This window comes from Citrobacter sp. TBCS-15 (assembly GCF_005280815.1).
In the GTDB taxonomy this organism is placed as follows: Bacteria; Pseudomonadota; Gammaproteobacteria; order Enterobacterales; family Enterobacteriaceae; genus Citrobacter; species Citrobacter werkmanii.
Map to the genome: position 1 here is coordinate 512,270 of NZ_SZWK01000292.1, position 24,635 is coordinate 536,904.

The 24,635-nt window shown below is 52.2% G+C and carries 20 protein-coding genes and 11 tRNA genes; 5 read left to right on the forward strand and 26 right to left on the reverse strand.

The window, feature by feature from the left end; genetic code table 11:
• Positions 1-42: 42 nt before the first annotated feature.
• The 3 genes from ybeY to miaB form a co-directional block, all read right to left on the reverse strand.
• Positions 43-510 carry an rRNA maturation RNase YbeY gene (ybeY, locus tag FDW96_RS20030; protein ID WP_042309797.1) on the reverse strand — a complete coding sequence of 156 codons (468 nt, stop codon included), beginning with the start codon at positions 508-510 and terminating at the stop codon, positions 43-45.
• Positions 507-1,553: a PhoH family protein gene (locus FDW96_RS20035; RefSeq protein ID WP_042309794.1), complete on the reverse strand. Its 1,047-nt coding sequence runs from the start codon at positions 1,551-1,553 to the stop codon at positions 507-509. Before FDW96_RS20035 ends, ybeY begins: the two co-directional genes overlap by 4 nt.
• A gap of 153 nt (positions 1,554-1,706) precedes the next feature.
• The gene (gene miaB / locus FDW96_RS20040; protein ID WP_042309792.1) at positions 1,707-3,137 is read right to left on the reverse strand and encodes a tRNA (N6-isopentenyl adenosine(37)-C2)-methylthiotransferase MiaB; all 1,431 of its coding nucleotides are present in this window, start codon (positions 3,135-3,137) and stop codon (positions 1,707-1,709) included.
• 147 nt (positions 3,138-3,284) lie between these two features.
• On the opposite strand from miaB, the gene ubiF reads away from it, so the two are divergent.
• A complete protein-coding gene (ubiF, locus tag FDW96_RS20045) occupies positions 3,285-4,460 on the forward strand; it encodes a 3-demethoxyubiquinol 3-hydroxylase (protein ID WP_137366178.1) in 1,176 nt (391 codons plus the stop codon).
• Between the two features lie 104 nt (positions 4,461-4,564).
• On the opposite strand, the gene FDW96_RS20050 is transcribed toward ubiF, so the two are convergent.
• From FDW96_RS20050 to nagB, 16 genes are all read right to left on the reverse strand, one after another.
• Positions 4,565-4,639: transfer RNA gene (locus FDW96_RS20050), tRNA-Gln, on the reverse strand.
• A gap of 35 nt (positions 4,640-4,674) precedes the next feature.
• Positions 4,675-4,749, reverse strand: a tRNA-Gln gene (locus tag FDW96_RS20055).
• 43 nt (positions 4,750-4,792) lie between these two features.
• Positions 4,793-4,869, reverse strand: a tRNA-Met gene (locus FDW96_RS20060).
• A 20-nt stretch (positions 4,870-4,889) separates the two neighbouring features.
• Positions 4,890-4,964 (reverse strand) — tRNA-Gln (locus FDW96_RS20065).
• 38 nt (positions 4,965-5,002) lie between these two features.
• Positions 5,003-5,077: transfer RNA gene (locus FDW96_RS20070), tRNA-Gln, on the reverse strand.
• 23 nt (positions 5,078-5,100) lie between these two features.
• Positions 5,101-5,185 (reverse strand) — tRNA-Leu (locus FDW96_RS20075).
• An 8-nt stretch (positions 5,186-5,193) separates the two neighbouring features.
• Positions 5,194-5,270: transfer RNA gene (locus FDW96_RS20080), tRNA-Met, on the reverse strand.
• Positions 5,271-5,290: 20 nt separating this feature from the next.
• Positions 5,291-5,365: transfer RNA gene (locus FDW96_RS20085), tRNA-Gln, on the reverse strand.
• A 38-nt stretch (positions 5,366-5,403) separates the two neighbouring features.
• A tRNA-Gln gene (locus FDW96_RS20090) sits at positions 5,404-5,478 on the reverse strand.
• Positions 5,479-5,501: 23 nt separating this feature from the next.
• Positions 5,502-5,586 (reverse strand) — tRNA-Leu (locus tag FDW96_RS20095).
• Positions 5,587-5,594: 8 nt separating this feature from the next.
• Positions 5,595-5,671 (reverse strand) — tRNA-Met (locus FDW96_RS20100).
• A gap of 223 nt (positions 5,672-5,894) precedes the next feature.
• Positions 5,895-7,559 carry an asparagine synthase B gene (gene asnB / locus FDW96_RS20105; protein ID WP_003847376.1) on the reverse strand — a complete coding sequence of 555 codons (1,665 nt, stop codon included), beginning with the start codon at positions 7,557-7,559 and terminating at the stop codon, positions 5,895-5,897.
• A 251-nt stretch (positions 7,560-7,810) separates the two neighbouring features.
• Positions 7,811-8,563 (reverse strand): ribonucleotide monophosphatase NagD, encoded by a 753-nt coding sequence (gene nagD, locus FDW96_RS20110; protein WP_038638796.1) that lies wholly within the window; start codon positions 8,561-8,563, stop codon positions 7,811-7,813.
• 57 nt (positions 8,564-8,620) lie between these two features.
• Positions 8,621-9,841: an N-acetylglucosamine repressor gene (locus FDW96_RS20115; RefSeq protein WP_042309787.1), complete on the reverse strand. Its 1,221-nt coding sequence runs from the start codon at positions 9,839-9,841 to the stop codon at positions 8,621-8,623.
• Between the two features lie 8 nt (positions 9,842-9,849).
• Complete coding sequence (gene nagA, locus FDW96_RS20120; protein ID WP_137366179.1) at positions 9,850-10,998, reverse strand: N-acetylglucosamine-6-phosphate deacetylase; 1,149 nt, start codon at positions 10,996-10,998, stop codon at positions 9,850-9,852.
• Between the two features lie 60 nt (positions 10,999-11,058).
• A complete protein-coding gene (gene nagB, locus FDW96_RS20125; protein WP_137366180.1) occupies positions 11,059-11,859 on the reverse strand; it encodes a glucosamine-6-phosphate deaminase in 801 nt (266 codons plus the stop codon).
• Between the two features lie 342 nt (positions 11,860-12,201).
• Between nagB and nagE the strand changes: the two genes are divergently transcribed.
• From nagE to chiQ, 4 genes are all read left to right on the forward strand, one after another.
• Positions 12,202-14,151, forward strand: coding sequence for a PTS N-acetyl glucosamine transporter subunit IIABC (gene nagE, locus FDW96_RS20130; protein WP_061381661.1), 1,950 nt, complete (start codon positions 12,202-12,204; stop codon positions 14,149-14,151).
• A 187-nt stretch (positions 14,152-14,338) separates the two neighbouring features.
• Positions 14,339-16,006, forward strand: a complete 1,668-nt coding sequence (gene glnS, locus FDW96_RS20135; RefSeq protein ID WP_061381662.1) for a glutamine--tRNA ligase — start codon at positions 14,339-14,341, stop codon at positions 16,004-16,006.
• 434 nt (positions 16,007-16,440) lie between these two features.
• Positions 16,441-17,847 (forward strand): chitoporin, encoded by a 1,407-nt coding sequence (gene chiP / locus FDW96_RS20145; RefSeq protein ID WP_038638807.1) that lies wholly within the window; start codon positions 16,441-16,443, stop codon positions 17,845-17,847.
• Positions 17,848-17,896: 49 nt separating this feature from the next.
• On the forward strand, positions 17,897-18,229 hold the full coding sequence (chiQ, locus tag FDW96_RS20150) for a ChiQ/YbfN family lipoprotein (protein WP_038638809.1): 333 nt from the start codon (positions 17,897-17,899) through the stop codon (positions 18,227-18,229).
• A 51-nt stretch (positions 18,230-18,280) separates the two neighbouring features.
• On the opposite strand, the gene FDW96_RS20155 is transcribed toward chiQ, so the two are convergent.
• From FDW96_RS20155 to fldA, 7 genes are all read right to left on the reverse strand, one after another.
• Positions 18,281-19,576, reverse strand: a complete 1,296-nt coding sequence (locus FDW96_RS20155; protein WP_038638812.1) for an MFS transporter — start codon at positions 19,574-19,576, stop codon at positions 18,281-18,283.
• A gap of 53 nt (positions 19,577-19,629) precedes the next feature.
• Positions 19,630-20,769: a tricarballylate utilization 4Fe-4S protein TcuB gene (tcuB, locus tag FDW96_RS20160; protein ID WP_042309776.1), complete on the reverse strand. Its 1,140-nt coding sequence runs from the start codon at positions 20,767-20,769 to the stop codon at positions 19,630-19,632.
• Entirely contained in the window at positions 20,756-22,159 is a 1,404-nt protein-coding gene (tcuA, locus tag FDW96_RS20165; protein ID WP_137366181.1) for an FAD-dependent tricarballylate dehydrogenase TcuA, read from the reverse strand. The genes tcuB and tcuA overlap by 14 nt, the downstream gene beginning before the upstream one ends.
• Before the next feature lie 97 nt (positions 22,160-22,256).
• Positions 22,257-23,183, reverse strand: coding sequence for a tricarballylate utilization LysR family transcriptional regulator TcuR (tcuR, locus tag FDW96_RS20170; protein WP_042309772.1), 927 nt, complete (start codon positions 23,181-23,183; stop codon positions 22,257-22,259).
• Between the two features lie 128 nt (positions 23,184-23,311).
• Positions 23,312-23,758: a ferric iron uptake transcriptional regulator gene (gene fur / locus FDW96_RS20175; RefSeq protein ID WP_003022836.1), complete on the reverse strand. Its 447-nt coding sequence runs from the start codon at positions 23,756-23,758 to the stop codon at positions 23,312-23,314.
• A complete protein-coding gene (locus FDW96_RS26300) occupies positions 23,751-23,837 on the reverse strand; it encodes a ryhB-regulated fur leader peptide (protein ID WP_137349021.1) in 87 nt (28 codons plus the stop codon). The genes fur and FDW96_RS26300 overlap by 8 nt, the downstream gene beginning before the upstream one ends.
• A gap of 210 nt (positions 23,838-24,047) precedes the next feature.
• Entirely contained in the window at positions 24,048-24,578 is a 531-nt protein-coding gene (fldA, locus tag FDW96_RS20185; protein ID WP_054176141.1) for a flavodoxin FldA, read from the reverse strand.
• Between the last annotated feature and the right edge of the window lie 57 nt (positions 24,579-24,635).

A 24,635-nucleotide genomic window follows, 5' to 3' on the forward strand; every position in this document is an offset into this window, starting at 1 on the left:
AGCGCATGGCTTCATGGGAAGCCCGGGCAGATGCCCGACGGCTTATTCCTTCTCGGCAATGTACGGATCCTCATAGCCCAGAGCAAGCATAATCTCTGTTTCGAGGGATTCCATTTCTTCCGCTTCATCATCTTCGATATGGTCGTAGCCGAGTAAATGCAGGCTACCGTGCACCACCATGTGCGCCCAGTGGGCTTCAAGCGGCTTACCTTGCTCCTGAGCTTCTTTCTCAACCACCTGACGGCAGATGATCAGATCGCCCAGCAGCGGCATCTCAATGCCCGGCGGAGCTTCAAACGGGAAAGAGAGCACGTTGGTTGATTTATCTTTTCCGCGATAGGTCAGGTTCAGCTCGTGGCTTTCCGCGTCATCGACCAGGCGAATCGTCACTTCAGACTCTTCCTGAAACTGCGGGATTACCGCATCCAGCCAGCCCTGAAACTGACTTTCTGTGGGTAAACCGGTTTCGTCTTCACATGCCAGCTGTAAATCGAGAATAACCTGACTCATTTTTGCTCCTGCTCCTGAGCTTCGCGCTTGCGTTCCGCTGCCAGCTCGGCTTTACGTTTCTGTTCTGCTTCTTCCCAGGCTTCATACGCCGTGACGATACGGGCAACCACCGGGTGGCGAACCACGTCTTCGCTATGGAAGAAATTAAAACTAATCTCGTCAACTTCGGCCAGCACCTCAATGGCATGACGCAGACCTGACTTGGTGCTACGCGGCAGGTCAATCTGAGTGATATCGCCGGTGATGACCGCTTTGGAGTTAAAGCCGATACGGGTCAGGAACATTTTCATCTGTTCGATGGTGGTGTTCTGGCTTTCATCAAGAATGATGAACGCATCGTTCAAGGTACGACCGCGCATATAGGCCAACGGCGCCACCTCAATGACGTTACGCTCGATCAGTTTTTCGACCTTCTCAAAACCGAGCATTTCGAATAGCGCGTCATACAGCGGACGTAAATACGGATCGACTTTCTGGCTGAGATCTCCCGGCAGGAAGCCCAGTTTTTCACCCGCTTCCACTGCCGGACGGGTCAGCAGAATTCGACGGACCTCCTGGCGCTCAAGTGCATCGACCGCGGCGGCAACCGCAAGATACGTTTTACCCGTACCCGCAGGGCCAACGCCGAAGGTGATGTCGTGATCGAGGATGTTGGCGATGTACTGCGCCTGGTTTGGCGTACGCGGTTTAATCACTCCGCGTTTGGTTTTGATATTCACCGCTTTGCCAAATTCCGGCACGCTGTCCGCGCTTTGCTCAAGCACTCGCGCTTCTTTAATCGCCAGATGAATTTGCTCAGGTTCAATGTCCTGGGTCTGACCGCGCATTGGGGCGGTATCGACATACAGGCTGCGTAAAATATCAGCCGCAGCGGTGACGCAAATTGGGCGACCGGTCAGCTTAAAGTGGTTATCCCGACGGTTAATTTCGATGCCGAGACGACGTTCCAACTGTTTGATGTTGTCATCAAATGGACCGCAAAGGCTCAACAGGCGGGCGTTGTCTGCGGGTTCAAGGGTGATTTCGCGAGTGTCTATGTTCAAACTGTTCCTCTTTAGCATGTCTCGCCGGACGCTGAACATTTACCGGCATCTAAGGAAATTATTCACGCCATAGGGAAAAGGCGCAAGCATTGCAATAAATATGGGGATTGCAGGAGGAAATACAAGGCCCGCCAGAGCTGACGGGCCAGAAGATTAAGGCTGGTAAATACCTACACCCAGATCGTTTTCTTTGCGGGTACGCGCAATGACCGACTCAGGGGATTCTGCGATGCGCAGACCCATTTCGTCCTCGGTGCGAACCACTTTACCGCGCAGGGAGTTTGTCCAGACATCGGTAATTTCAACATCCACAAACTTACCGACCATTTCCGGGGTGCCTTCAAAGTTCACCACACGGTTGTTTTCGGTACGGCCTGACAGCTCCATAATGCTTTTGCGCGACGTACCTTCAACCAAAATGCGCTGGATTGTGCCGACCATACGACGGCTCCAGGCCATGGCCTGCTGGTTGATACGCTCCTGCAGGATATACAGACGCTGTTTTTTCTCTTCTTCCGGTACGTCGTCAACCATATCGGCGGCCGGGGTGCCAGGACGCGCAGAGAAGATAAAGCTGTAGCTCATGTCAAAATTCACGTCTGCAATCAGCTTCATGGTCTGCTCGAAATCCTGTGTGGTTTCGCCTGGGAAGCCAACGATGAAATCCGAGCTAATCTGAATGTCCGGACGCGCTGCGCGCAGTTTGCGGATAATCGCTTTGTATTCCAGCGCGGTATGGGTGCGCCCCATCAGATTCAGTACGCGATCTGAACCGCTCTGTACCGGCAGGTGCAGGAAGCTCACCAGCTCCGGCGTGTCGCGATAAACTTCAACGATATCATCGGTGAATTCGATCGGATGGCTGGTGGTGAAGCGGATGCGGTCAATGCCGTCGATCGCCGCCACCAGACGCAGCAGGTCAGCAAAGGATCCTGTTGTGCCGTCATAGTTCTCACCGCGCCAGGCGTTGACGTTTTGCCCCAGCAGGTTCACTTCACGCACGCCTTGCGCCGCAAGCTGAGCGATTTCGAACAGGATGTCATCCGCCGGGCGGCTGACTTCCTCACCGCGAGTGTAGGGCACCACGCAGTAGGTACAATATTTATTACAGCCTTCCATGATGGACACAAACGCGCTTGGACCTTCAGCACGCGGTTCCGGCAGGCGGTCAAACTTTTCTATCTCCGGGAAACTGATATCAACTACCGGGCTACGGCTAGTGCTTCCACGTACTTTGTTGATCATTTCCGGCAGGCGATGCAGAGTCTGCGGCCCAAAAATAATATCGACGTAGTGGGCGCGCTGGCGAATATGGTCGCCTTCTTGTGACGCGACACAGCCACCGACACCGATGATGAGATTGGGGTTTTTCTCTTTTAACAGCTTCCAGCGGCCCAACTGATGGAAAACTTTTTCCTGAGCCTTCTCACGGATTGAGCAGGTATTCAGCAGCAGCACATCCGCTTCTTCCGCCACGTCGGTCAGTTGATACCCATGAGTGGCATCCAGCAGATCGGCCATCTTCGATGAATCGTATTCGTTCATCTGACAGCCCCAGGTTTTAATATGGAGTTTTTTGGTCATCGACTTGCTCTTGCGAAATTGTGGCTGAAATGCAGGGCGCATAGTGTACTGCTTTGGCGCGGTTGTGACCAGTATGACGGATGTCAGCCTCAAGGGGTAAAAAATCCTGTAAACTTACACAATACATGTAACAGGATGATTGACCACATGACAAATCAACCAACGGAAATTGCCATTGTCGGCGGGGGGATGGTCGGCGGCGCGCTGGCGCTTGGACTGGCGCAGCATGGATTTACGGTAACGGTCATTGAACACGCCGTTCCCGCGCCGTTTGTGGCTGATGGACAGCCCGATGTCAGAATTTCCGCCATTAGCTCCGCCTCGGTGTCGTTGCTGAAAGGACTGGGGGTCTGGGATACGGTTCAGGGTATGCGCAGTCATCCTTACCGTCGTCTGGAAACGTGGGAATGGGAAAATGCCCATGTAATGTTTGATGCCGCCGAGCTTAAGTTACCTTTGCTGGGCTATATGGTGGAAAACACGGTTCTGCAACAGGCACTCTGGCAGGCGCTGGAAGCCCACCCTAAAGTCACGTTGCGCGTACCGGCGTCATTGATCTCTCTGCATCAACATCACGATCGGCATGAGCTTGAACTGACTGGTGGTGAGAAAATCAGCGCGAAGCTGGTGATCGGCGCGGATGGCGCAAATTCTCAGGTGCGGAAAATGGCCGGGATTGGTATTCATGCCTGGCAGTATGCGCAGTCCTGCATGTTGATCACCGTACAATGCGATAACGCGCCCGGCGATAGCACCTGGCAACAATTCACGCCTGACGGTCCACGCGCGTTTTTGCCGCTGTTTGATAACTGGGCCTCGCTGGTGTGGTATGACTCACCAGCGCGTATCCGCCAGTTGCAAGGTCTGAATATGTCGCAACTGCAGGCGGAGATCGCCAAACACTTCCCGTCACGACTCGGCAACGTTACGCCTGTGGCGGCGGGGGCATTCCCGCTTACGCGTCGTCACGCGCTGCAATATGTCCAGCCAGGGCTGGCGTTGGTGGGGGATGCCGCGCATACCATTCATCCGCTGGCAGGGCAGGGCGTAAATCTCGGGTTCCGTGATGTGGATGCGCTGATTGACGTGCTGGTTAATGCGCGCAGCTACGGTGAATCCTGGGCCAGCCAGCCGGTGCTGAAACGCTATCAGAACCGTCGTATGACTGATAATTTCATTATGCAGAGCGGGATGGATCTGTTCTACGCCGGATTCAGCAACAATCTACAGCCACTGCGTATCATGCGTAATCTCGGATTAATGGCCGCAGAGCGCGCAGGCGTACTGAAGCGTCAGGCGTTGAAGTATGCGTTAGGATTGTAATTCAGGCAGGCCTACGGGGAAAATACGTAGGCCTGATAAGCGGAGCGCCATCAGGCGATAAATGCAGAAAAGCAAAAAGCTCGCAGAAGCGAGCTTTTTTAATATGGCTGGGGTACGAGGATTCGAACCTCGGAATGCTGGTATCAGAAACCAGAGCCTTACCGCTTGGCGATACCCCAACGGGCGCATCCACAATGTGGACGACTTTTGAAATTGGCTGGGGTACGAGGATTCGAACCTCGGAATGCCGGAATCAGAATCCGGTGCCTTACCGCTTGGCGATACCCCAACAATATTTTGGCGTTACCGAACGAGTCGATACGTCCTTAATATGGTGGCTACGACGGGATTCGAACCTGTGACCCCATCATTATGAGTGATGTGCTCTAACCAGCTGAGCTACGTAGCCATATATTACTTATTCTTCGATGGCTGGGGTACCTGGATTCGAACCAGGGAATGCCGGTATCAAAAACCGGTGCCTTACCGCTTGGCGATACCCCAATGACCGTTGCGGTGAACCGCTATATCGAAGAAAAAAATGGCTGGGGTACCTGGATTCGAACCAGGGAATGCCGGTATCAAAAACCGGTGCCTTACCGCTTGGCGATACCCCATCCGTGCAACGCTTACGGGTGAATGGTGCGGGAGGCGAGACTTGAACTCGCACACCTTGCGGCGCCAGAACCTAAATCTGGTGCGTCTACCAATTTCGCCACTCCCGCAAAAAAGATGGTGGCTACGACGGGATTCGAACCTGTGACCCCATCATTATGAGTGATGTGCTCTAACCAGCTGAGCTACGTAGCCATATATTACTTATTCTTCGATGGCTGGGGTACCTGGATTCGAACCAGGGAATGCCGGTATCAAAAACCGGTGCCTTACCGCTTGGCGATACCCCAATGACCGTTGCGGTGAACCGCTATATCGAAGAAAAAAATGGCTGGGGTACCTGGATTCGAACCAGGGAATGCCGGTATCAAAAACCGGTGCCTTACCGCTTGGCGATACCCCATCCGTGCAACGCTTACGGGTGAATGGTGCGGGAGGCGAGACTTGAACTCGCACACCTTGCGGCGCCAGAACCTAAATCTGGTGCGTCTACCAATTTCGCCACTCCCGCAAAAAAGATGGTGGCTACGACGGGATTCGAACCTGTGACCCCATCATTATGAGTGATGTGCTCTAACCAGCTGAGCTACGTAGCCATCTTTTTTTCGCGTAACCTTATCGGCGTTGCGGGGCGCATTATGCGTATTGAGCCTTGAAGCGTCAACCCCTTTTTCATTGAAAATAGCTGGAATGTGACTGTTTGGTTAGGTTGCGAACAGCATGGCGCAATATTCGGCAATTATTAGTTATTAATTGTTTTTTTGCACAGAAAACAGACATAAAAAAAGAGCCCCGCAGGGCCCTTTTCTAAGGATTAACTTATTTATAAGCGGACTGATGTACGCCAACTGCACGGCCAGAGGGATCGTTCATGGTTTTAAACGCTTCATCCCATTCAATCGCTTTGGCAGAAGAACAGGCTACTGATGGCCCGCCAGGCACACATTCCGCCGCGCTGGCAACCGGGAACAATTCTTCAAAAATCTCACGGTACAAATACGCTTCTTTAGATGATGGCGTGTTGTAAGGGAAACGGAAGCTGGCGGTTTCCAGTTGCTGGTCAGAAACTTGCTCAGCAGCCACCTCTTTCAAGGTATCAATCCAGCTGTAACCGACACCATCAGAGAACTGCTCTTTCTGACGCCATGCGACGCTGGCAGGCAGGTAAGATTCAAAACATTCGCGCAGCACATGTTTTTCCATTTTGCCGTTGCCGCACATTTTATCCTGCGGGTTGATGCGCATCGCCACATCAAGGAATTTCTTATCCAGGAAGGGCACGCGAGCTTCCACACCCCAGGCAGACATCGCTTTGTTGGCGCGGGCGCAGTCGAACATATGCAGCGCCTGCAGCTTACGCACGGTTTCTTCATGCAGCTCTTTCGCGTTTGGCGCTTTGTGGAAATAGAGATAGCCGCCGAATACTTCGTCAGAGCCTTCACCCGACAGCACCATTTTAATGCCCATCGCTTTAATTTTACGCGACATTAAGTACATTGGCGTCGATGCGCGGATCGTTGTGACATCGTAAGTTTCGATGTGATAAATCACGTCACGGATAGCATCCAGACCTTCCTGCACGGTGAAGTGGATCTCATGGTGCACGGTCCCCAGATGGTTCGCTACCTCTTGCGCGGCTTTCAGATCCGGTGCGCCTTCCAGCCCGACGGCGAAGGAGTGCAACTGTGGCCACCAGGCTTCGCTACGTTCCTGATCTTCAACACGGCGCGCCGCGTATTTTTTCGTAATCGCGGAAATGACGGATGAATCCAGACCACCGGACAGCAGCACACCATAAGGAACATCTGACATCAGGTGGCTTTTCACTGCATCTTCCAGCGCCTGACGCAGCTCGTTTTTATCGGTCACGTTGTCTTTGACCGCATCGTATTCAAACCAGTCGCGCTGATAGTACTGACGAATTTCGCCGTCCTTACTCCACAAATAGCTACCGGCCGGGAATTCTTTGATCGTGCGGCATACCGGAACCAGGGCTTTCATTTCAGACGCGACGTAGAAGTTACCGTGTTCGTCGTAACCCATATACAGTGGGATGATCCCGATATGATCACGACCGATCAGGTAGGCGTCCTGCTCGCTGTCGTACAGGGCAAAAGCAAACATGCCTTGCAGGTCATCCAGGAACTCTGGGCCTTTTTCCTGATACAGCGCGAGGATAACTTCGCAGTCTGAACCCGTCTGGAACTGATAGCGATCGCCATATTCCGCTCGCAGCGCCTGATGGTTATAAATTTCACCGTTAACAGCCAGGATATGCGTTTTTTTCACGTTATACAGCGGCTGAGCGCCGGCATTGACGTCGACGATGGACAGACGTTCGTGCGCCAGAATGGCGTTATCACTGGCGTAAATACCTGACCAATCCGGGCCGCGATGGCGCATCAGACGAGACAATTCCAGGGCTTTTTTACGCAGTTCAACTGCGTCAGTTTTAATATCGAATACGCCAAAAATAGAACACATAACCTTCTCCGTTAACCTGTTGCGTAATGCTTTTTATGTTTGCTTGATAAAGAAAATGCCGCAAAGCGGGAGAGGGCGCAAGCGAATTACGGTGCGGAAAATAAAAAACGCAATGGTCATTGCTGATTGATGAAAAAAGATTATGTAATGAGCGCTATTATTAATGAATCAACAGTGAAGTGGTGATTTTATTGAATGGATGTATTTTTCAGGCCGGATAACTTGCAGATGTTGTTATCCGGCTAAAGAGATTAAATGACGTCTATTTCAGCAACGGACGGGTAAATCCAGCTCGGTCTGAACGGCATGCTGTCGATGTCGTCAAGCGTTGAGACGCCAGACAATACCAGAATGGTTTCCAGACCGGCCTGGAATCCTGCCAGAATATCGGTACGCAGGTTATCGCCAACGATAACGGTCTCTTCTGAGTGCGCCTGCATTTTGTTGAGCGCCGCGCGAATAATCCACGGGCTGGGTTTGCCGACATAAAACGGCTTACGACCAGAGATTTTCTCGATACCGGCGCAGAGCGCCCCGCAGGCTGGATAAAAGCCGCGGCCGTGAGTATCCGGGTTTGTGGCGATGAAACGCGCGCCGTTAGCGACAAAATATGCTGCTTTATGCATCATGTCCCAGTTGTAGGAGCGCGTTTCGCCAACAATCACAAAATCGGGGTTCACGTCGGTAATGGTAAATCCGGCTTTATATAGCTCATGAATTAATGCGCCTTCACCTACCACGTAGGCCTTTTTCCCTTCCTGGCGACGAAGAAAATCAGCGGTAGCCATGGCGGAAGTATAAAAGACGCTATCGGGGACATTCACACCCGCGGTGGCGAAGCGGTTTGCCAGATCTTGCCCGGTCTGTGAAGGATAGTTAGTCAGCAGAACTAACGGCAGGCCTTTTTCCAGGATCCCGGTCAGAAATTCTGCCGCACCCGGTACGGCAACATTGTCGTGCATCAGCACGCCGTCGATATCACAAATTACATTCTTGATGGTCATGAACAACCCAGGGAATTAGTTATGAGTCTTATAGTAATCCACTACTATATGAGAGCATTAGTTTTCCAGCAAACGTTGCAGCAGTGTACCGTTGAGCATCGCACGCTTCACCAGCGCAAAGGCGCCAATGGCGGAACGGTGATCCAGTGTGGAACGAACCACCGGTAAATTATGGCGAAACGCTTTCAACGCCTGTGTGTTGATACAGCTTTCTATTGCAGGCAACAGCACTTTATCCGCCTCAGTAATTTCGCCTGCAATGACGATTTTTTGTGGGTTAAACAGGTTGATGGCGATGGCAATGGTTTTACCCAAGTGGCGACCAACATGTTCAATAACTTCTGCCGCCAGGTTATCGCCCTTATTCGCCGCCTTACAGATAGCTTTAATGCTGCAATCATCCAGCGTGAGTCGGCTGGGATAACCCTGTTTCAGTAAGTTTTGCACGCGGTGTTCGATAGACGCATTGGCGGCAATGGTTTCCAGACAGCCGAAGTTACCGCAGTGACAGCGCTCACCCAGTGGCTCTACCTGAATGTGACCAATCTCGCCCACGTTGCCATTGCGACCGATAAAAATTCGGCCATTGGAAATAATTCCTGCCCCGGTTCCGCGATGAACACGCACTAAAATGGAGTCTTCGCAATCCTGGCTTGCCCCAAAATAGTGCTCAGCCAGCGCCAGGCTGCGGATATCGTGACCGACAAAGCAGGTCACCTTGAAGCGTTTTTCGAGCGCTTCGACCAGCCCCCAGTTTTCGACCTGAATGTGTGGCATATAGCGAATGACGCCGCTTTCAGGATCAACCAGACCGGGCAGGATGACGGAAATCGCAATCAGCTCGCGGATTTTCCGCTGGCAGCTGTCAATAAAAGTGGCAATGGTGTTGAGTAGCGCATACTCCAGCGTTTCCTGGGTGCGCTCCGGGAGAGGGTAATGCTCTTCGGCGACCACTTTACTGCTCATATCATAGAGCGTGAGCGTTGTGTCGTGACGGCCCAGACGTACGCCAATGGCGTGGAAGTTGCGGGTTTCGGTGACGATAGAGATAGCGCGGCGGCCTCCGGTGGAGGCCTGCTGATCGACTTCTTTGATCAGCCCGCGTTCGATCAACTGACGCGTAATTTTGGTTACGCTGGCGGGGGCAAGCTGGCTTTGCTCGGCAATCTGAATGCGCGAGATTGGCCCATGCTGGTCAATCAGGCGATAAACCGCCGCGCTGTTAAGCTGTTTTACGAGATCAACATTACCTATTTGAGCTTGTCCGCCTGGTGTCATTCTTTCTCTTACTCAGTAACGACCTCGTTGCCATTAACGATGGTCTTGATGATTTTAAAGTCGTGCGTGAACGCAGTCAGGTTGGCTACTTTGCCTGGCGCGATGCTGCCGAGTCGTTTGTCGACGCCAATGGCGCGAGCAGGGTAGAGCGTTGCCATGCGTAACACTTCGTCGAGAGCGATATTCGCATGTTCGACCAGATTGCGTATGCCTTCAATCATGGTTAATGATGAACCGCTCAATGTCCCGTTCTCATCAACGCACAATCCATTCCGGTAGTATATTGTTTTACCAGCGAAAATGAACTGTTCAATATTTGCTCCTGCCGGCGCGGTCGCGTCGGTAACCAGGCACAGCTTGTCGCCTTTCAGGCGCTTGGCATTACGGATATTGACGTAGTCAACATGCAGACCATCAGCGATGATACCGCAATAAATATCGGCTTCATCAAGAATAGCGCCCGCCAGGCCAGGTTCACGGCCCGTTATATAAGGCATGGCGTTAAACAGATGCGTTGCGAAGCTAATCCCTGCGCGGAAGCCGATTTTGGCCTCTTTTACCGTCGCATTTGAGTGACCGGCGGAAACCACAATACCTGCATTTACCAGTTTGGTGATGACCTCTACAGGGACCATTTCTGGTGCCAGCGTGACTTTGGTTATCACGTCAGCATTATCGCACAGGAAATCAACCAACGCAGCGTCCGGTTGACGGACAAATCCCGGATTATGGGTGCCTTTTTTCACCAGATTCAGCCACGGACCTTCCAGATGAAGCCCTAATGCCTGATTCGGGTGCTTCGCCAGGTATTCACGCATGACGCGAACGCCTTGTTTCATCAGGTCGTCGCTGGTGGTGATAAGCGTAGGCAGATAGTTGGTGCAGCCTGATTTTTCATTGGCTTTCTGCATGATTTCCAGTGTTTCAACGGTCACGGCTTCTGCCGTATCGTTAAACTGTACGCCGCCGCAGCCGTTTAGCTGTACATCGATAAAACCGGGGGAAATAATGGCCCCATTCAGTGAGCGCTGTTCAATTCCTGACGGTAACTCAGCCAGTGGGCAAACGCTGTCAATCAGGCCATTGGCGACAACAATCGCATGGTCATCAAGAATTTCGTGACCGGTAAAAATCCGGCCCTGGGTTAAAGCATACATTCCGACCCCCGATTTCAAAAAATGCCGCCCTGCAACTTATCGACAGGGCGGAGACATCAATTACAGACCTTTAATATTTTCCGCTTCTAACTCGTTAAAGTATTTCAGCGTTTTCACTTTCAGTTCCATGGTGGAAGGCTCATCGCATACCACAACGGCTTTTGGATGCAGCTGCAGACAGCTGATGGTCCACATGTGGTTAACGTTCCCTTCAACGGCGGCTTGCAGCGCCTGCGCTTTCTGATGACCCAGTACCAGGATCATCACCTCTTCGGCATCCAACAGGGTGCCCACGCCCACGGTCAGGGCATATTTAGGCACCTGGCTTACGTCGCCGTCAAAGAAGCGTGAGTTAGCAACACGCGTGTCGTGAGTCAGCGTTTTGATGCGGGTACGGGAAGCCAAAGAAGAGGCTGGCTCGTTGAACGCGATGTGACCATCGTTGCCTACACCGCCCATAAACAGGTGGATTTTACCGTAAGAACGGATTTTTTCTTCATACTGACGGCATTCTGCATCAATATCCGGCGCGTTACCGTTGAGGAGGTTGATGTTTTCTGCTGGAATATCAACGTGATCAAAGAAGTTGCGATGCATGAAGCTGTGATAGCTTTCCGGATGCTCTTTCGGCAGGCCAACATATTCGTCCATATTGAAAGTAACAACATGCTTGAAGCTCACCTGGCCCGCTTTGTGCATTTCAACCAATGCTTTATAAGCTGTCAGCGGGGTACCGCCCGTCGGCAGGCCCAGAACGAACGGACGATCTGCCGTTGGTTTGAACGCGTTAATACGGTTAACGATATGGCGAGCAGCCCATTTGCCGACTTGTCCAGCGGTATTCAGGGGGATCAGTCTCATTCTTCACCTCAAAAGTAAATGTAAGCAATTGGCGGATTGAGTCTCTGTGCAGTATTAAGCGTAACCTGGTTTTGCATCGGTAAGGATCAATCCGTTTCGATTTTTTGAATGATAAAATAAGTTTTCGTAGTTAGCCAGTGGAAGGGAGGGTTAATAACGATATTTGGTGACTGGAATCACAAAAAACACGCGTTTAATTTGCGATACGAATTAAATTTTCACACACTCTGAATGTAGATGAATGGTTAATATCGTTGATCCAGAATCTTGCTGTCAGGAATGGTCGCACAATAAAAATATGGCTTCAAAGAAGCCTAATCGGGGTCTCGTAGGGGGAATAAAATGAATATTTTAGGTTTTTTCCAGCGGCTGGGTAGGGCGTTACAGCTCCCCATCGCTGTGCTGCCAGTCGCGGCACTGTTGCTGCGATTCGGCCAACCAGATTTACTAAACGTACCTTTCATCGCGCAAGCGGGCGGGGCTATCTTTGATAACCTGGCGCTGATTTTCGCTATCGGTGTGGCTTCCAGCTGGTCAAAAGACAGCGCGGGTGCGGCAGCGCTGGCGGGTGCGGTTGGTTATTTCATATTGACCAAAGCAATGGTTACCATTAACCCTGCCATCAACATGGGTGTGCTGGCGGGTATCATCACCGGTCTGGTCGGCGGTGCGGTGTATAACCGTTGGTCTGGTATCAAACTACCTGACTTCCTGAGCTTCTTTGGCGGCAAACGCTTCGTGCCGATCGCCACTGGCTTCTTCTGTCTGGTGCTGGCTGCTATCTTCGGCTACGTGTGGCCGCCGGTGCAGAACGCCATCCATGCGGGTGGTGAGTGGATCGTAGGCGCTGGCGCGCTGGGTTCCGGTATCTTTGGTTTCATCAACCGTCTGCTGATCCCAACCGGTCTGCATCAGGTTCTGAACACCATTGCCTGGTTCCAGATTGGCGAATTTACTAACGCTGCAGGTACCGTATTCCACGGTGATATCAACCGCTTCTACGCGGGTGACGGCACTGCGGGTATGTTCATGTCTGGTTTCTTCCCGATCATGATGTTTGGTCTGCCGGGTGCGGCGCTGGCGATGTACTTCGCGGCTCCGAAAGCGCGTCGTCCGATGGTTGGCGGCATGCTGCTGTCCGTTGCGATCACCGCGTTCCTGACCGGTGTTACTGAGCCGCTGGAATTCCTGTTCATGTTCCTGGCACCACTGCTGTATCTCCTGCACGCACTGTTAACCGGCATCAGCCTGTTCGTTGCGACGCTGCTGGGGATCCACGCGGGCTTCTCCTTCTCCGCAGGTGCTATCGACTACGTGTTGATGTACAACCTGCCGGCAGCAAGTAAGAACGTCTGGATGCTGGTTGCGATGGGTCTGGTCTTCTTCGTTATCTACTTTGTGTTGTTCAGCGCGGTTATTCGTATGTTTAACCTGAAAACGCCGGGCCGCGAAGATAAAGAAGACGATATCGTTACAGAAGAAGCGAACAGCAACACTGAAGAAGGTCTGGCTCAACTGGCAACCAACTACATTGCTGCGGTTGGCGGTACCGATAACCTGAAAGCGATTGACGCCTGTATCACCCGTCTGCGTCTGACCGTGGCCGACTCTGGTCGCGTAAACGATGCGATGTGTAAACGTTTAGGTGCATCTGGTGTCGTTAAGCTGAATAAGCAAACCATCCAGGTCATCGTAGGTGCGAAAGCGGAATCCATTGGCGACGAAATGAAGAAAGTTGTGGCGCGTGGCCCGGTTGCGGCAGCGTCTGCTGAAAGTGCGCCAGCAGCAGCGGCCCCGGTTGCAAAACCGCAGGCTGTCGCGAACGCAGTCACCGTTGAAGCGCTGGTTTCTCCGATTACCGGTGACGTTGTTGCGCTGGAGCAGGTTCCTGATGAAGCCTTCGCCAGCAAAGCAGTAGGCGACGGTGTGGCAGTGAAACCAACGGATAAAATCGTGGTTGCTCCGGCTGCGGGCACCATCGTGAAAATCTTCAACACGAACCATGCGTTCTGTCTGGAAACCGTTAAAGGCGCGGAAATCGTCGTCCATATGGGTATCGATACCGTAGCGCTGGAAGGTAAAGGCTTTAAGCGCCTGGTTGAAGAAGGTGCGGAAGTGACTGCGGGCCAACCGATTCTGGAAATGGATCTGGATTTCCTGAACGCCAATGCACGTTCCATGATTAGTCCGGTTGTGTGCAGCAACAGCGATGATTTCGGCGCTCTGGTCATTAAAGCCGAAGGTCATGTGGTTGCCGGTCAGACACCACTGTATGAGATTAAAGGTAAGTAACTGCTCCTGAGTAAAGTGAGTTAAATGCCTTAAGCGGCGGGGGATATTCCTCCGCCGCTTTTTTTTGCAGCAAATACCCTCATATATCCTGTTGAAACACCTTTTTTGTGCAACTAATAGTTGTCTCCTGACGTCGCTTATAAGATCATGTTCCGTTATACGTTGTTTACGCTTTGAGGAATCCACGATGAGTGAGGCTGAAGCCCGCCCGAGTAACTTTATTCGTCAGATCATCGATGAAGATCTGGCCAGTGGTAAGCACACCACGATCCATACCCGTTTTCCGCCGGAGCCAAATGGCTATCTGCACATTGGCCACGCGAAATCCATTTGTCTGAACTTTGGCATTGCGCAAGATTACCAGGGCCAGTGCAACCTGCGTTTTGATGATACGAACCCGGTTAAAGAAGATATCGAGTACGTTGAGTCGATTAAAAACGACGTTGAATGGTTAGGTTTCCACTGGACTGGTGACATTCGCTACTCGTCGGACTACTTCGATCAGCTTCACGCCTATGCGGTAGAACTTATCAATAAAGGTCTGGCGTACGTTGACGAACTGTCAGCAGACGAAATCCGCGAATACCGCGGTACGCTGACTCAGCCGGGTAAAAACAGCCCATTCCGCGATCGCAGCGTCGAAGAGAACCTCGCGTTGTTCGAAAAAATGCGTACCGGAGGCTTTGAAGAAGGTAAAGCCTGCCTGCGCGCGAAAATCGACATGGCATCGCCGTTTATCGTGATGCGCGATCCGGTGCTGTACCGTATTAAGTTCGCTGAACACCACCAGACCGGCAACAAGTGGTGCATCTACCCGATGTACGACTTTACCCACTGCATCAGCGATGCGCTGGAAGGCATCACGCATTCACTGTGTACGCTGGAGTTCCAGGATAACCGCCGTCTGTACGACTGGGTGCTGGACAACATCACCATCCCGGTTCACCCGCGCCAGTACGAATTCTCGCGCCTGAATCTGGAATATACCGTGATGTCCAAGCGCAAGCTGAACCTGCTGGTTACCGACAAGCACGTTGAGGGCTGGGACGATCCGCGTATGCCAACGATTTCTGGTCTGCGTCGTCGCGGTTATACCGCTGCTGCTATCCGTGAATTCTGCAAACGCATTGGCGTGACCAAGCAGGACAACACCATTGAGATCGCCTCGCTGGAATCCTGCATTCGTGAAGATCTGAATGAAAACGCGCCGCGCGCGATGGCGGTTATCGATCCGGTGAAGCTGGTTATCGAAAACTACCCACAGGGCGAGAGCGAAATGGTGACCATGCCTAATCATCCGAATAAACCGGAAATGGGCAGCCGTGAAGTGCCGTTTAGCGCTGAAATCTGGATCGATCGCGCTGACTTCCGCGAAGAAGCGAACAAGCAGTACAAGCGTCTGGTGATGGGTAAAGAAGTACGTCTGCGTAATGCTTACGTGATCAAGGCCGAGCGTGTAGAGAAAGATGCGCAAGGGAATATCACCACCATTTTCTGCACCTACGATGCCGACACTCTGAGCAAAGATCCGGCCGATGGTCGTAAAGTCAAAGGTGTTATTCACTGGGTCAGCGCGGCTCATGCGCTGCCGATTGAAATCCGCCTGTACGATCGTCTGTTTAGCGTACCGAACCCTGGTGCGGCAGAGGACTTCCTGTCCGTGATTAACCCGGAATCACTGGTGATTAAACACGGCTACGGCGAGCCATCACTGCAGGCCGCGGTTGCAGGCAAAGCGTTCCAGTTTGAACGCGAAGGCTATTTCTGCCTCGACAGCCGTTACGCTACGGCTGATAAGCTGGTGTTTAACCGCACCGTTGGTCTGCGTGATACGTGGGCTAAAGCGGGCGAATAAGCCGCAACACATCTTGTCTAAACGCCGCATCATGCGGCGTTTTTTTATGCCAAAAAACGTGTGCCAGGCTCCGTTTGCGGAGCGAATTAATTACATGCCTGTAATAATAAAACGGCTGAATGTTTTTACGTTTAAATAACTTACCTCAATATGAGATGGGCTGAAACCGATTTCATCTTCATGGAAAACAAGCGATTTTTTCATTTTTTCAACGCTTTTTTATCTCTCGATGAAAATGTAACAGAAAGCAATGAAATATGTGCGGTTGCTCATACTATTACATACTCGTTACAGAAAGAGATTGATAATTCGCGTCGCGAAAAATAGTCTATTCATTGTAGTCACTGAGGTTTTCTTGGCGCTACTTTTTTAATTTTTGTTTTTTCGCTGACCGCTTTTATCGGCAGCATTTTTATGTCAAAGAGGATTAACATATGCGTACGTTTAGTGGCAAACGTAGTACGCTGGCGCTGGCTATCGCCGGTATCACAGCAATGTCGGGTTTCGTTGTCGCTCCCCAGGCTCACGCCGAAGGTTTCATTGATGACTCCACTTTAACCGGCGGCATCTATTACTGGCAGCGTGAACGTGACCGTAAAGATGTCACCGATCATGACAAATACAAAACCAACCTTTCTCACTCGACCTGGAACGCTAACCTCGACTTCCAGTCCGGTTATGCGGCCGATATGTTTGGTATTGATATCGCAGCATTCACCGCGATTGAAATGAACGAAAGTAGCGAAAGCGGCCATCCAAACGAAATCGCATTCTCTTCAAAAAATAAAGGCTATGACGAAGATTACTCCGGCGACAAGAGCGGAATTAGCCTTTATAAAGCAGCGGCCAAATTTAAATACGGCCCAACCTGGGCGCGCGCCGGTTACATTCAACCAACCGGACAGACGCTATTGGCTCCGCACTGGAGCTTTATGCCTGGTACCTATCAGGGTGCCGAAGCTGGTGCCAACTTCGACTATGGTGATGCTGGCGCACTGAGCTTCTCCTATATGTGGGCCAACGAATATAAAGCGCCGTGGCACACCGAAGTCGATAAATTTTATCAGGCCGATAAAAAGACCAGCGTAGATTACCTGCACTCAATCGGCGCGAAATATGACTTCAAAAATAACCTGTTGCTGGAAGCGGCATTTGGTCAGTCCGAAGGCTACGTCGATCAATACTTCGCGAAAGCCAGCTACAAATTCGATTTAGGCGGTAACCCGTTTACCACAAGTTATCAGTTCTACGGCGCGCGCGACAAAGTTGATGACCGCACCGTGAACGATATTTATGACGGCACGGCCTGGCTGCAGGCGTTGACCTTCGGCTACAAAGTGGCGGAAGTGGTTGACCTGCGACTGGAAGGGACCTGGGTTAAAGCGGACGGGCAGCAGGGGTATTTCCTGCAGCGTATGACCCCGACCTACGCCTCATCAAACGGTCGTCTGGATATCTGGTGGGACAACCGTTCTGACTTCAACGCCAACGGCGAAAAGGCCGTCTTCTTCGGTGCAATGTATGACCTGAAGAACTGGAACCTGCCGGGTTGGGCAGTCGGTGCGTCCTACGTTTACGCCTGGGATGCCAAGCCATCTACCTGGCAGCTCAATCCGGATGCGTACTACGACAAAAACCGGACTATCGAAGAGTCTTCTTACAGCCTGGATGCGGTCTATACCCTGCAGGATGGTCGTGCAAAGGGCACCATGTTTAAACTGCACTTCACCCAGTACGACAACCATTCAGACATTCCGAGCTGGGGCGGTGGTTACGGCAACATCTTCCAGGATGAACGCGACGTGAAGTTCATCGTTATTGCTCCGTTCACCATCTTCTAATGCCAACAGCGGCAGACCAGACGTCTGCCGCTCCGTTGAGGAAAGTGCTATGAAAAAACTGATACTCATCGCCATTATGGCATCAGGGCTGGTGGCTTGTGCGCAATCCCCTTCGCCGAAAGAAGACAGTCGCCTGAAAGAAGCCTACAGCGCGTGTATTAACACCGCGCAAGGATCGCCGGAGAAAATTGAAGCCTGCCAAAGCGTGCTGAATGTGTTGAAGAAAGAAAAGCAGCACCAGCAGTTTGCTAATGAAGAAAGCGTACGCGTACTGGATTATCAGCAGTGTATCCAGGCCACGCGCACGGGTAACGATCAGTCCGTTAATGCTGATTGCGACAAGGTCTGGCAGGAAATACGTAGCAAGAATGCTGCGCAGTAATTCGAGAAAAGAAAATGACAACGGGCGGAGAGTTTTCCGCCCGTTTGCTTTTCAGAGCTTATGTTCCACTGGTTGATAGCCCCGACTCAGTCGGACAAACAGCATTGCCGTGGCGGCGAGTCCACAAAGCGCTGCGCACATCAGCCACCATCCCGGTGAGCTTTTATCCCCGGTTAGCTGGACCAGCGCCGTGGATATGACTGGTGTAAGGCCGCCAAAAATCGCCGTGGCAAGACTGAATGCCAGTGAAAAGCCCACCGTACGGACATAGACAGGCATCACCTCGGTGAGTGCCGCGACCATTGCCCCGTTGTACATGCCAAAAAAGAACGAGAACCAAAGCAGGACCAGCGTCATGCGCATGAAGTCTGGCGCGGCGGTGAGCCAGTGCATTACCGGCCAGGTGGTAAGCAGTGCGAGTACAGTAATCCCCATCAATACCGGACGACGACCAATTCGGTCAGATATCGCTCCGCCAATCGGCAGCCAAATAAAGTTAGAAATACCGACCAGCATGGTGACTACCAGGCTATCGCGCGCGCTCAGGTGGAGTACGGCCCTGCCGTAGGTTGGGGTGTAGACGGTAATAAAGTAAAACGTCGTGGTGGTCATCGCTACCAGCAGCGTACCCGCAGCGATCAGACGCCAGTTTTTGATGATAGTGGTGAAAATTTCCCTGGTGTCGGGACGGTGCGTACGTTGTAAAAATGCGTCTGTCTCCTGAAGCGAACGGCGCAGGACGAAGATCAACGGAATAATCATGCAACCAATAAAGAACGGAATGCGCCAGCCCCATTCAGAGATCTCATCGTGCCCCAGTGTGGCATTCAGAGCGTAGCCAATCAGCGCCGCCACCACAATGGCGACCTGTTGGCTGGCGGACTGCCAACTGGTGTAGAAACCTTTATTACCAGGCGTGGCGATTTCAGAGAGATAAACCGAAACGCCTCCCAGCTCTACGCCCGCAGAGAAGCCTTGCAATAATCGACCGACTAATACCAGCACAGGGGCCAGCAGGCCAATGCTTTGATAACCGGGAACCAGGGCAATCAGCAGGGTACCGCAGCCCATGATCGCCAGCGTCACCATCAGTCCTTTACGGCGACCAATTCTGTCGATGTAAGCACCCAGCACGATTGCGCCAACGGGCCGCATTAAAAAACCCGAACCGAAAACCGCAAAGGTCAACATGAGCCCGGCAAATTCACTCTCCGCGGGGAAGAACGTCTTTGCGATATAGGTGGCGTAAAACCCGAACAGAAAAAAGTCGAACTGTTCGAGAAAATTACCGCTGGTTACCCGCAGTATTGCGCCGAAAGTTCCAGCGCGCGATGGTTGTTGTGTCATTAGGGTTGCTCCACTGTCTTATCATAATATTTATAGAGGTAAGAGTTTGCGGGTTAGTCGCCTGTGACCCCCGCTTGTTTGCCGCGCCGTTTCTCAATCGCCCACTTGAGTAAGGCTGCGCAGCGGTAAAATCCGTGGGCAAATTTTCCGTAAGGAATGGTCAGAAAAAGCGCCATGACCACGCCGAGATGAATGGCCAGTAAAATAGCCATCCATGAAGTGTCCCTTCCCGCCAGCAGCGCCAGACCAGTCAAACTGGTCAGCAGCAGCAGCAAAATAAAACCGCGATCCATCGGTTTTTGCCGGGCGTCGCCATGCAGCGGTGAACGCTTAAGATTCAGCCATAGCAAGCCCGCCGGGCCGACAACCAGACCAATGCCGCCCAACGTGCCCAGCATCACCGGCACGCTGAAGAACGGGTAGGGCGCTTCTATACCTGCAAAGTAGTGATAGCCCGTTGCCACCACGGTGGCGGCAAAGCAGAGCATAAAACCGTAGAAGGTAAAGTGGTGGAAACGGCGGCGCATCAGGGTGAAAGCATCATCCGCTTCGTTACAACCTTTGCCGTGGCCACCATCGAGATATTTCAGCGTCAGCGCATCGTGTGAGGCTTCAGCAATCTCGGCGGAACGCGGCATACCCGGAGAGATCTCGCGCCAGAAGCGGATCACGCCGGCCATCAGCAAACCGATCGCCAGAATAAACACCGAACCAAACATCCAGGCCAGCAGGTTATGCGGGAAAATTTGATAGAAATCCCCGGCCAGCGGAGGATGGAATAGTGAGCCTTTCAAACCTATAGCGAGGAGTAAAAACAGGATCAGACCGAAAACCAGCGCCAGCGTCACGGTGACGCCTGCGCGACGATAAAGCGCGCCAAAGGCGGCGGGTTGCGCGTAATGCTGATAGGTTTCGAGCCGGACTTCCGCCATCGCCTTCGGTACGTTGATGGCAAATTCATGAGGCGGGGCATACTGACATGCGTGCAGGCAAGCGCCGCAGTTATGGCACAAGTTTGCCAGGTAATTGATATCCGCTTTACCGAATTCCAGACGCTGCGTCATGGCCGGGAATACGGCGCAAAAGCCTTCACAATAGCGACAGGCATTGCACACTTGCATCACACGTTCAACTTCAGCTTCCGGTTCGGTGATAATTTGCGCTTCGATGATCAGTTTCTCAAGCTGCTTCATGACGAGTCTCCTTACGTGCGGCCAGCGCGGCTTCTTTTCCGGCAATGCGGCCAAAGGTCGTGCCGATCGACATCCCCACGCCTGCGGTGTAGCCCTTACCCAGCACGTTGCCCGCCATCATCTCTCCGGCGACAAACAGATTACGGCTTGGAAGCCCGGCAAAATGCACCGCGGCGCGTTCGTTCACTTTTAACCCAAGATAAGTGAAGGTGATCCCTGGCCGCAGGGCATAGCCGTAGTATGGCGGCCGGTCCAGCGGTCGCGCCCAGTGCGTTTTCGCGGGTAGCAAATCTTTGGTGGTGCAGTTATCCAGAACGGTATGGTCGAACTGGCCGGGCTGGCAGGCGTTGTTGTATTCCGTCACGGTGTGGGTAAAGCGTTCGGCATCCAGTCCTAACTGAAGGGCCAGTTCTGCCAACGTATTGGCCTGCGCGCCGGGAAAGACCGGAGGCATAAAGTGGCCGATAGCTTTACTGTCGATGATGGAGTAACCAATCTGCCCTGGCTGTTGAGCGACCAGACGTCCCCAGATGGCGTAGCGTTTCGGCCAGAAATCTTCGCCTTCATCATAAAAACGATCTGCGTCACGGTTTACCATTATGCCGAGCGAGACGCAGTCCACGCGGGTGCAAATTCCGCCATCATATAATGGTGCTCTGGCATCAATAGCCACGCAGTGTGACTGGGAGGGATCGCCGATAATGTCGGCTCCGGCATCCATCATAAATTTGAGCAGTACGCCCTGGTTAAAGCGCGTGCCGCGAATCAGGAAGTTATCCGCAGGCCATTCGCCGCGCTCGTTCTCTCCCCACGCTTCTCGCAGCCATTCGCGGTTTGACTCAAACCCGCCAGCGGCAAGCACGCAGGACTTAGCGGTGATGCGCTCTTCGCCTGCTAACGCCGCCACGAACTCGCCATTACGCAGTTCAAGCGCCTGAACGGGGGTGTTATAGCGAATTTGAACACCCAGCTTTTCTGCGCTGCGATAATAGGCATTTACCAGGGCCTTTCCACCGCCCATAAAAAAGGCATTGGTTCGCGCCACGTGCAAAGCGCCGGAGAGAGGAGGCTGAAAGTTAACGCCGTGCTGACGCATCCAGTCACGGCATTGTGAAGAGGTACGGATCACCAGACGCGCCAGCGCTTCGTTGGTATTCCCTTCTGTGACGCGCCACAGATCCTGCCAGAATTCTTCTTCAGGATAGCTTTCCACCAGCACATCCTGCGGCGCGTCATGCATACAACGTAAATTACGTGTGTGTTGGGAGTTTCCTCCGCGCCATTCACGGGGAGCCGCTTCGAGCAGGAGTACCGAAGCTCCTTGCTCGCGGGCGGTCAAGGCAGCACACAACGCGGCATTGCCACCGCCAATCACCAGAACATCAACCATCGTATACTCCATTACCATTTAACTATTTGTTAAATTTGTAATTGAAATGTATACGTACAGGCTGTGTGGGCGCTATGACGTGACGCTAAACAGTGCTTTAGTTATTGTAAAGCGTAGCGCCAGGCCAGCTTCCGGCTTCCACCAGTTGATGCATAACTTTCGTCAGCACCACACGGGCGGCGAGGCCTGCCGGGGTAAGTTCATCGTCAGAGAGACTGACCAGAAAGTTAGGGCGGCTAAGTATCGGATTATGGACGCCGATCACTCTTAGAGTGTCTTTATCGAGATGGGAGATCGCCGCACCGGGCTGAAGAGTGGCGCCAATGCCACTGCGTACGGCGCGCATCAGTAACGCCAGACCATCAATTTCAGTAGCGATCTCAATATTTAGCGCGTGTTCCTGGCAGATGGCATCCAGCCTGCCGCGCAGACCGTGTCCCGGGCTTGGCATGATCAATGGAATATTTGCCAGTTGGGCAGGCGCAATATTGTCGTCGACAATATCAGCCAATAGGGCATGGGTCCCAATCAAAAACAGCCGTTCTTCAAGAATCGGTCTGGCGCTCCAGCGCAGGATCTTTTCTTTTTGAAACACGATAGCCAGATCAATCTGGCGGGTATTAATCATTCGTTCCAGGTTGCCAGAGAGACTTTCCACCACATGCAGGCGAACATCAGCATAGCTTTCCCGCATGGCGTGAATAAAAGGCATGCCGAGAACGGAAGCGGTACTGGGAGCCATACCGACGCTGACATGCCCGGAAAGTCGGGCCTCGCGGGCGGCGAGGATTGCATCGTCTGCATGCCGGAGCGCCAGCTGCGCCTGGGAGTAAAAAGCCAGTCCGGCGCTGGTGGGTGTCACACCGCGCGAGGTGCGTTGTAGCAGGCGAATAGCAAGTTCGTTTTCGAGCCGCGTCATTTGCTGACTGAGCGCCGAAACGCCGATATTAAGATCGAGCGCTGCGCTACCCATGCTGCCGGTTTCTACAATGCGAACAAAATAGCGTAGCTGGCGAAGTTCCATTTCAACTCTCCGGAAGGGCAATTGATTTTTACATTAAAGCAACATTGACGGAGAAGGAAGAGGGTGCTGGTCAAATTCAGCCCATAAAAAAAGCCAACCGGAAGGTTGGCTTTTCAGAAAGCGTCACATTATTTGCCGTCGTGCGCATGCTCATCTTCGCGGCAATCGCCTTCGGCGCAGTGGCCGTAAAGATAGAGGCTATGGTTGGTTAAGCGAATACCATGTTTAGCCGCAATCTCACGCTGGCGCGCTTCAATGGAATCATCGCTGAACTCGACCACTTTGCCGCAGTCGAGGCAAATGAGGTGATCGTGGTGATGCTGTTGAGTCAGTTCGAAGACGGATTTACCACCTTCAAAATTATGGCGGGTCACGATACCGGCATCATCAAACTGGTTCAGCACACGATACACGGTCGCCAGACCAATTTCTTCACCCATATCGATCAGGCGCTTGTATAAATCTTCCGCACTGACGTGATGGTTATCCGGTTCCTGAAGAACTTCCAGAATTTTTAAACGAGGAAGCGTTACTTTCAGGCCAGCCTTCTTTAATGCGGTATTGTTGTCAGTCATGCGGAATCTGTCCTGTAGCTAAACGATTCACTTCATTAACAGAAGTGACAGAAATTGCACTTGAGAAATTGCATATCATTATAGAACTGCCATGGTTAAATGAAAACTGCAAGTCTCTGGCATATATTGTTAATCAAAACGTGGTATCGCCGACAAACACACTGTGCAACACCCGATTGGCATCCAGCCATTGTACAGGGTCAGACGAAAAAGTTACAAATTTGTAGCAATTATTTTGATTGGTTTTATCTATTGATGCGGCGCAGATGATGATCTACGCCGCGTGAAATCAGGCATTGATGATTTCGTCGAGGTGCAGTTCTTCTGAGATCTGCTTAACCCATTTTTCTACGCGTTCTGCGGTCAGCTCCGGCTGGCGATCCTCATCAATAGCCAGACCAACAAAGTGGTTGTCATCAGCCAGACCTTTGGACGCTTCAAAGTGATAACCCGCCGTTGGCCAGTGACCGACGATGGTGGCGCCGCGTGGCTCAATGATGTCGCGAATGGTGCCTAACGCATCGCAGAAGTATTCTGCGTAATCTTCCTGGTCGCCACAGCCAAACAGTGCGACCAGTTTGCCGTTAAAATCAATGTCTTCGAGGGTAGGGAAGAAATCGTCCCAGTCACACTGCGCTTCACCGTAGTACCAGGTTGGAATGCCGAGCAGCAGAATGTCATACCCTTCCAGGTCTTCTTTGCTGCTTTTTGCAATGTCATGTACATCGGCAACGTCTTTACCAAGCTGTTTTTGAATCATTTTTGCGATGTTTTCGGTATTACCGGTGTCGCTGCCGAAAAAGATGCCAGTGATTGCCATGAGTAAAATAACCTCTTGAAACTTATTGAAATGGTGGTGGCGCATTGCCCACGGATA

Bases quoted from the DNA above. Each gene is read 5' to 3' on its own strand.
- FDW96_RS26300 (WP_137349021.1), bottom strand. From the start codon at position 23,837: ATGATATGCAATTTCTCAAGTGCAATTTCTGTCACTTCTGTTAATGAA.
- fur (WP_003022836.1), bottom strand. From the start codon at position 23,758: ATGACTGACAACAATACCGCATTAAAGAAGGCTGGCCTGAAAGTAACG.
- chiP (WP_038638807.1), top strand. From the start codon at position 16,441: ATGCGTACGTTTAGTGGCAAACGTAGTACGCTGGCGCTGGCTATCGCC.
- glnS (WP_061381662.1), top strand. From the start codon at position 14,339: ATGAGTGAGGCTGAAGCCCGCCCGAGTAACTTTATTCGTCAGATCATC.
- nagD (WP_038638796.1), bottom strand. From the start codon at position 8,563: ATGACCATCAAGAATGTAATTTGTGATATCGACGGCGTGCTGATGCAC.
- nagB (WP_137366180.1), bottom strand. From the start codon at position 11,859: ATGAGACTGATCCCCCTGAATACCGCTGGACAAGTCGGCAAATGGGCT.
- nagA (WP_137366179.1), bottom strand. From the start codon at position 10,998: ATGTATGCTTTAACCCAGGGCCGGATTTTTACCGGTCACGAAATTCTT.
- FDW96_RS20115 (WP_042309787.1), bottom strand. From the start codon at position 9,841: ATGACACCAGGCGGACAAGCTCAAATAGGTAATGTTGATCTCGTAAAA.
- nagE (WP_061381661.1), top strand. From the start codon at position 12,202: ATGAATATTTTAGGTTTTTTCCAGCGGCTGGGTAGGGCGTTACAGCTC.
- ubiF (WP_137366178.1), top strand. From the start codon at position 3,285: ATGACAAATCAACCAACGGAAATTGCCATTGTCGGCGGGGGGATGGTC.
- FDW96_RS20155 (WP_038638812.1), bottom strand. From the start codon at position 19,576: ATGACACAACAACCATCGCGCGCTGGAACTTTCGGCGCAATACTGCGG.
- fldA (WP_054176141.1), bottom strand. From the start codon at position 24,578: ATGGCAATCACTGGCATCTTTTTCGGCAGCGACACCGGTAATACCGAA.
- ybeY (WP_042309797.1), bottom strand. From the start codon at position 510: ATGAGTCAGGTTATTCTCGATTTACAGCTGGCATGTGAAGACGAAACC.
- tcuA (WP_137366181.1), bottom strand. From the start codon at position 22,159: ATGGTTGATGTTCTGGTGATTGGCGGTGGCAATGCCGCGTTGTGTGCT.
- tcuR (WP_042309772.1), bottom strand. From the start codon at position 23,183: ATGGAACTTCGCCAGCTACGCTATTTTGTTCGCATTGTAGAAACCGGC.
- asnB (WP_003847376.1), bottom strand. From the start codon at position 7,559: ATGTGTTCTATTTTTGGCGTATTCGATATTAAAACTGACGCAGTTGAA.
- chiQ (WP_038638809.1), top strand. From the start codon at position 17,897: ATGAAAAAACTGATACTCATCGCCATTATGGCATCAGGGCTGGTGGCT.
- miaB (WP_042309792.1), bottom strand. From the start codon at position 3,137: ATGACCAAAAAACTCCATATTAAAACCTGGGGCTGTCAGATGAACGAA.
- tcuB (WP_042309776.1), bottom strand. From the start codon at position 20,769: ATGAAGCAGCTTGAGAAACTGATCATCGAAGCGCAAATTATCACCGAA.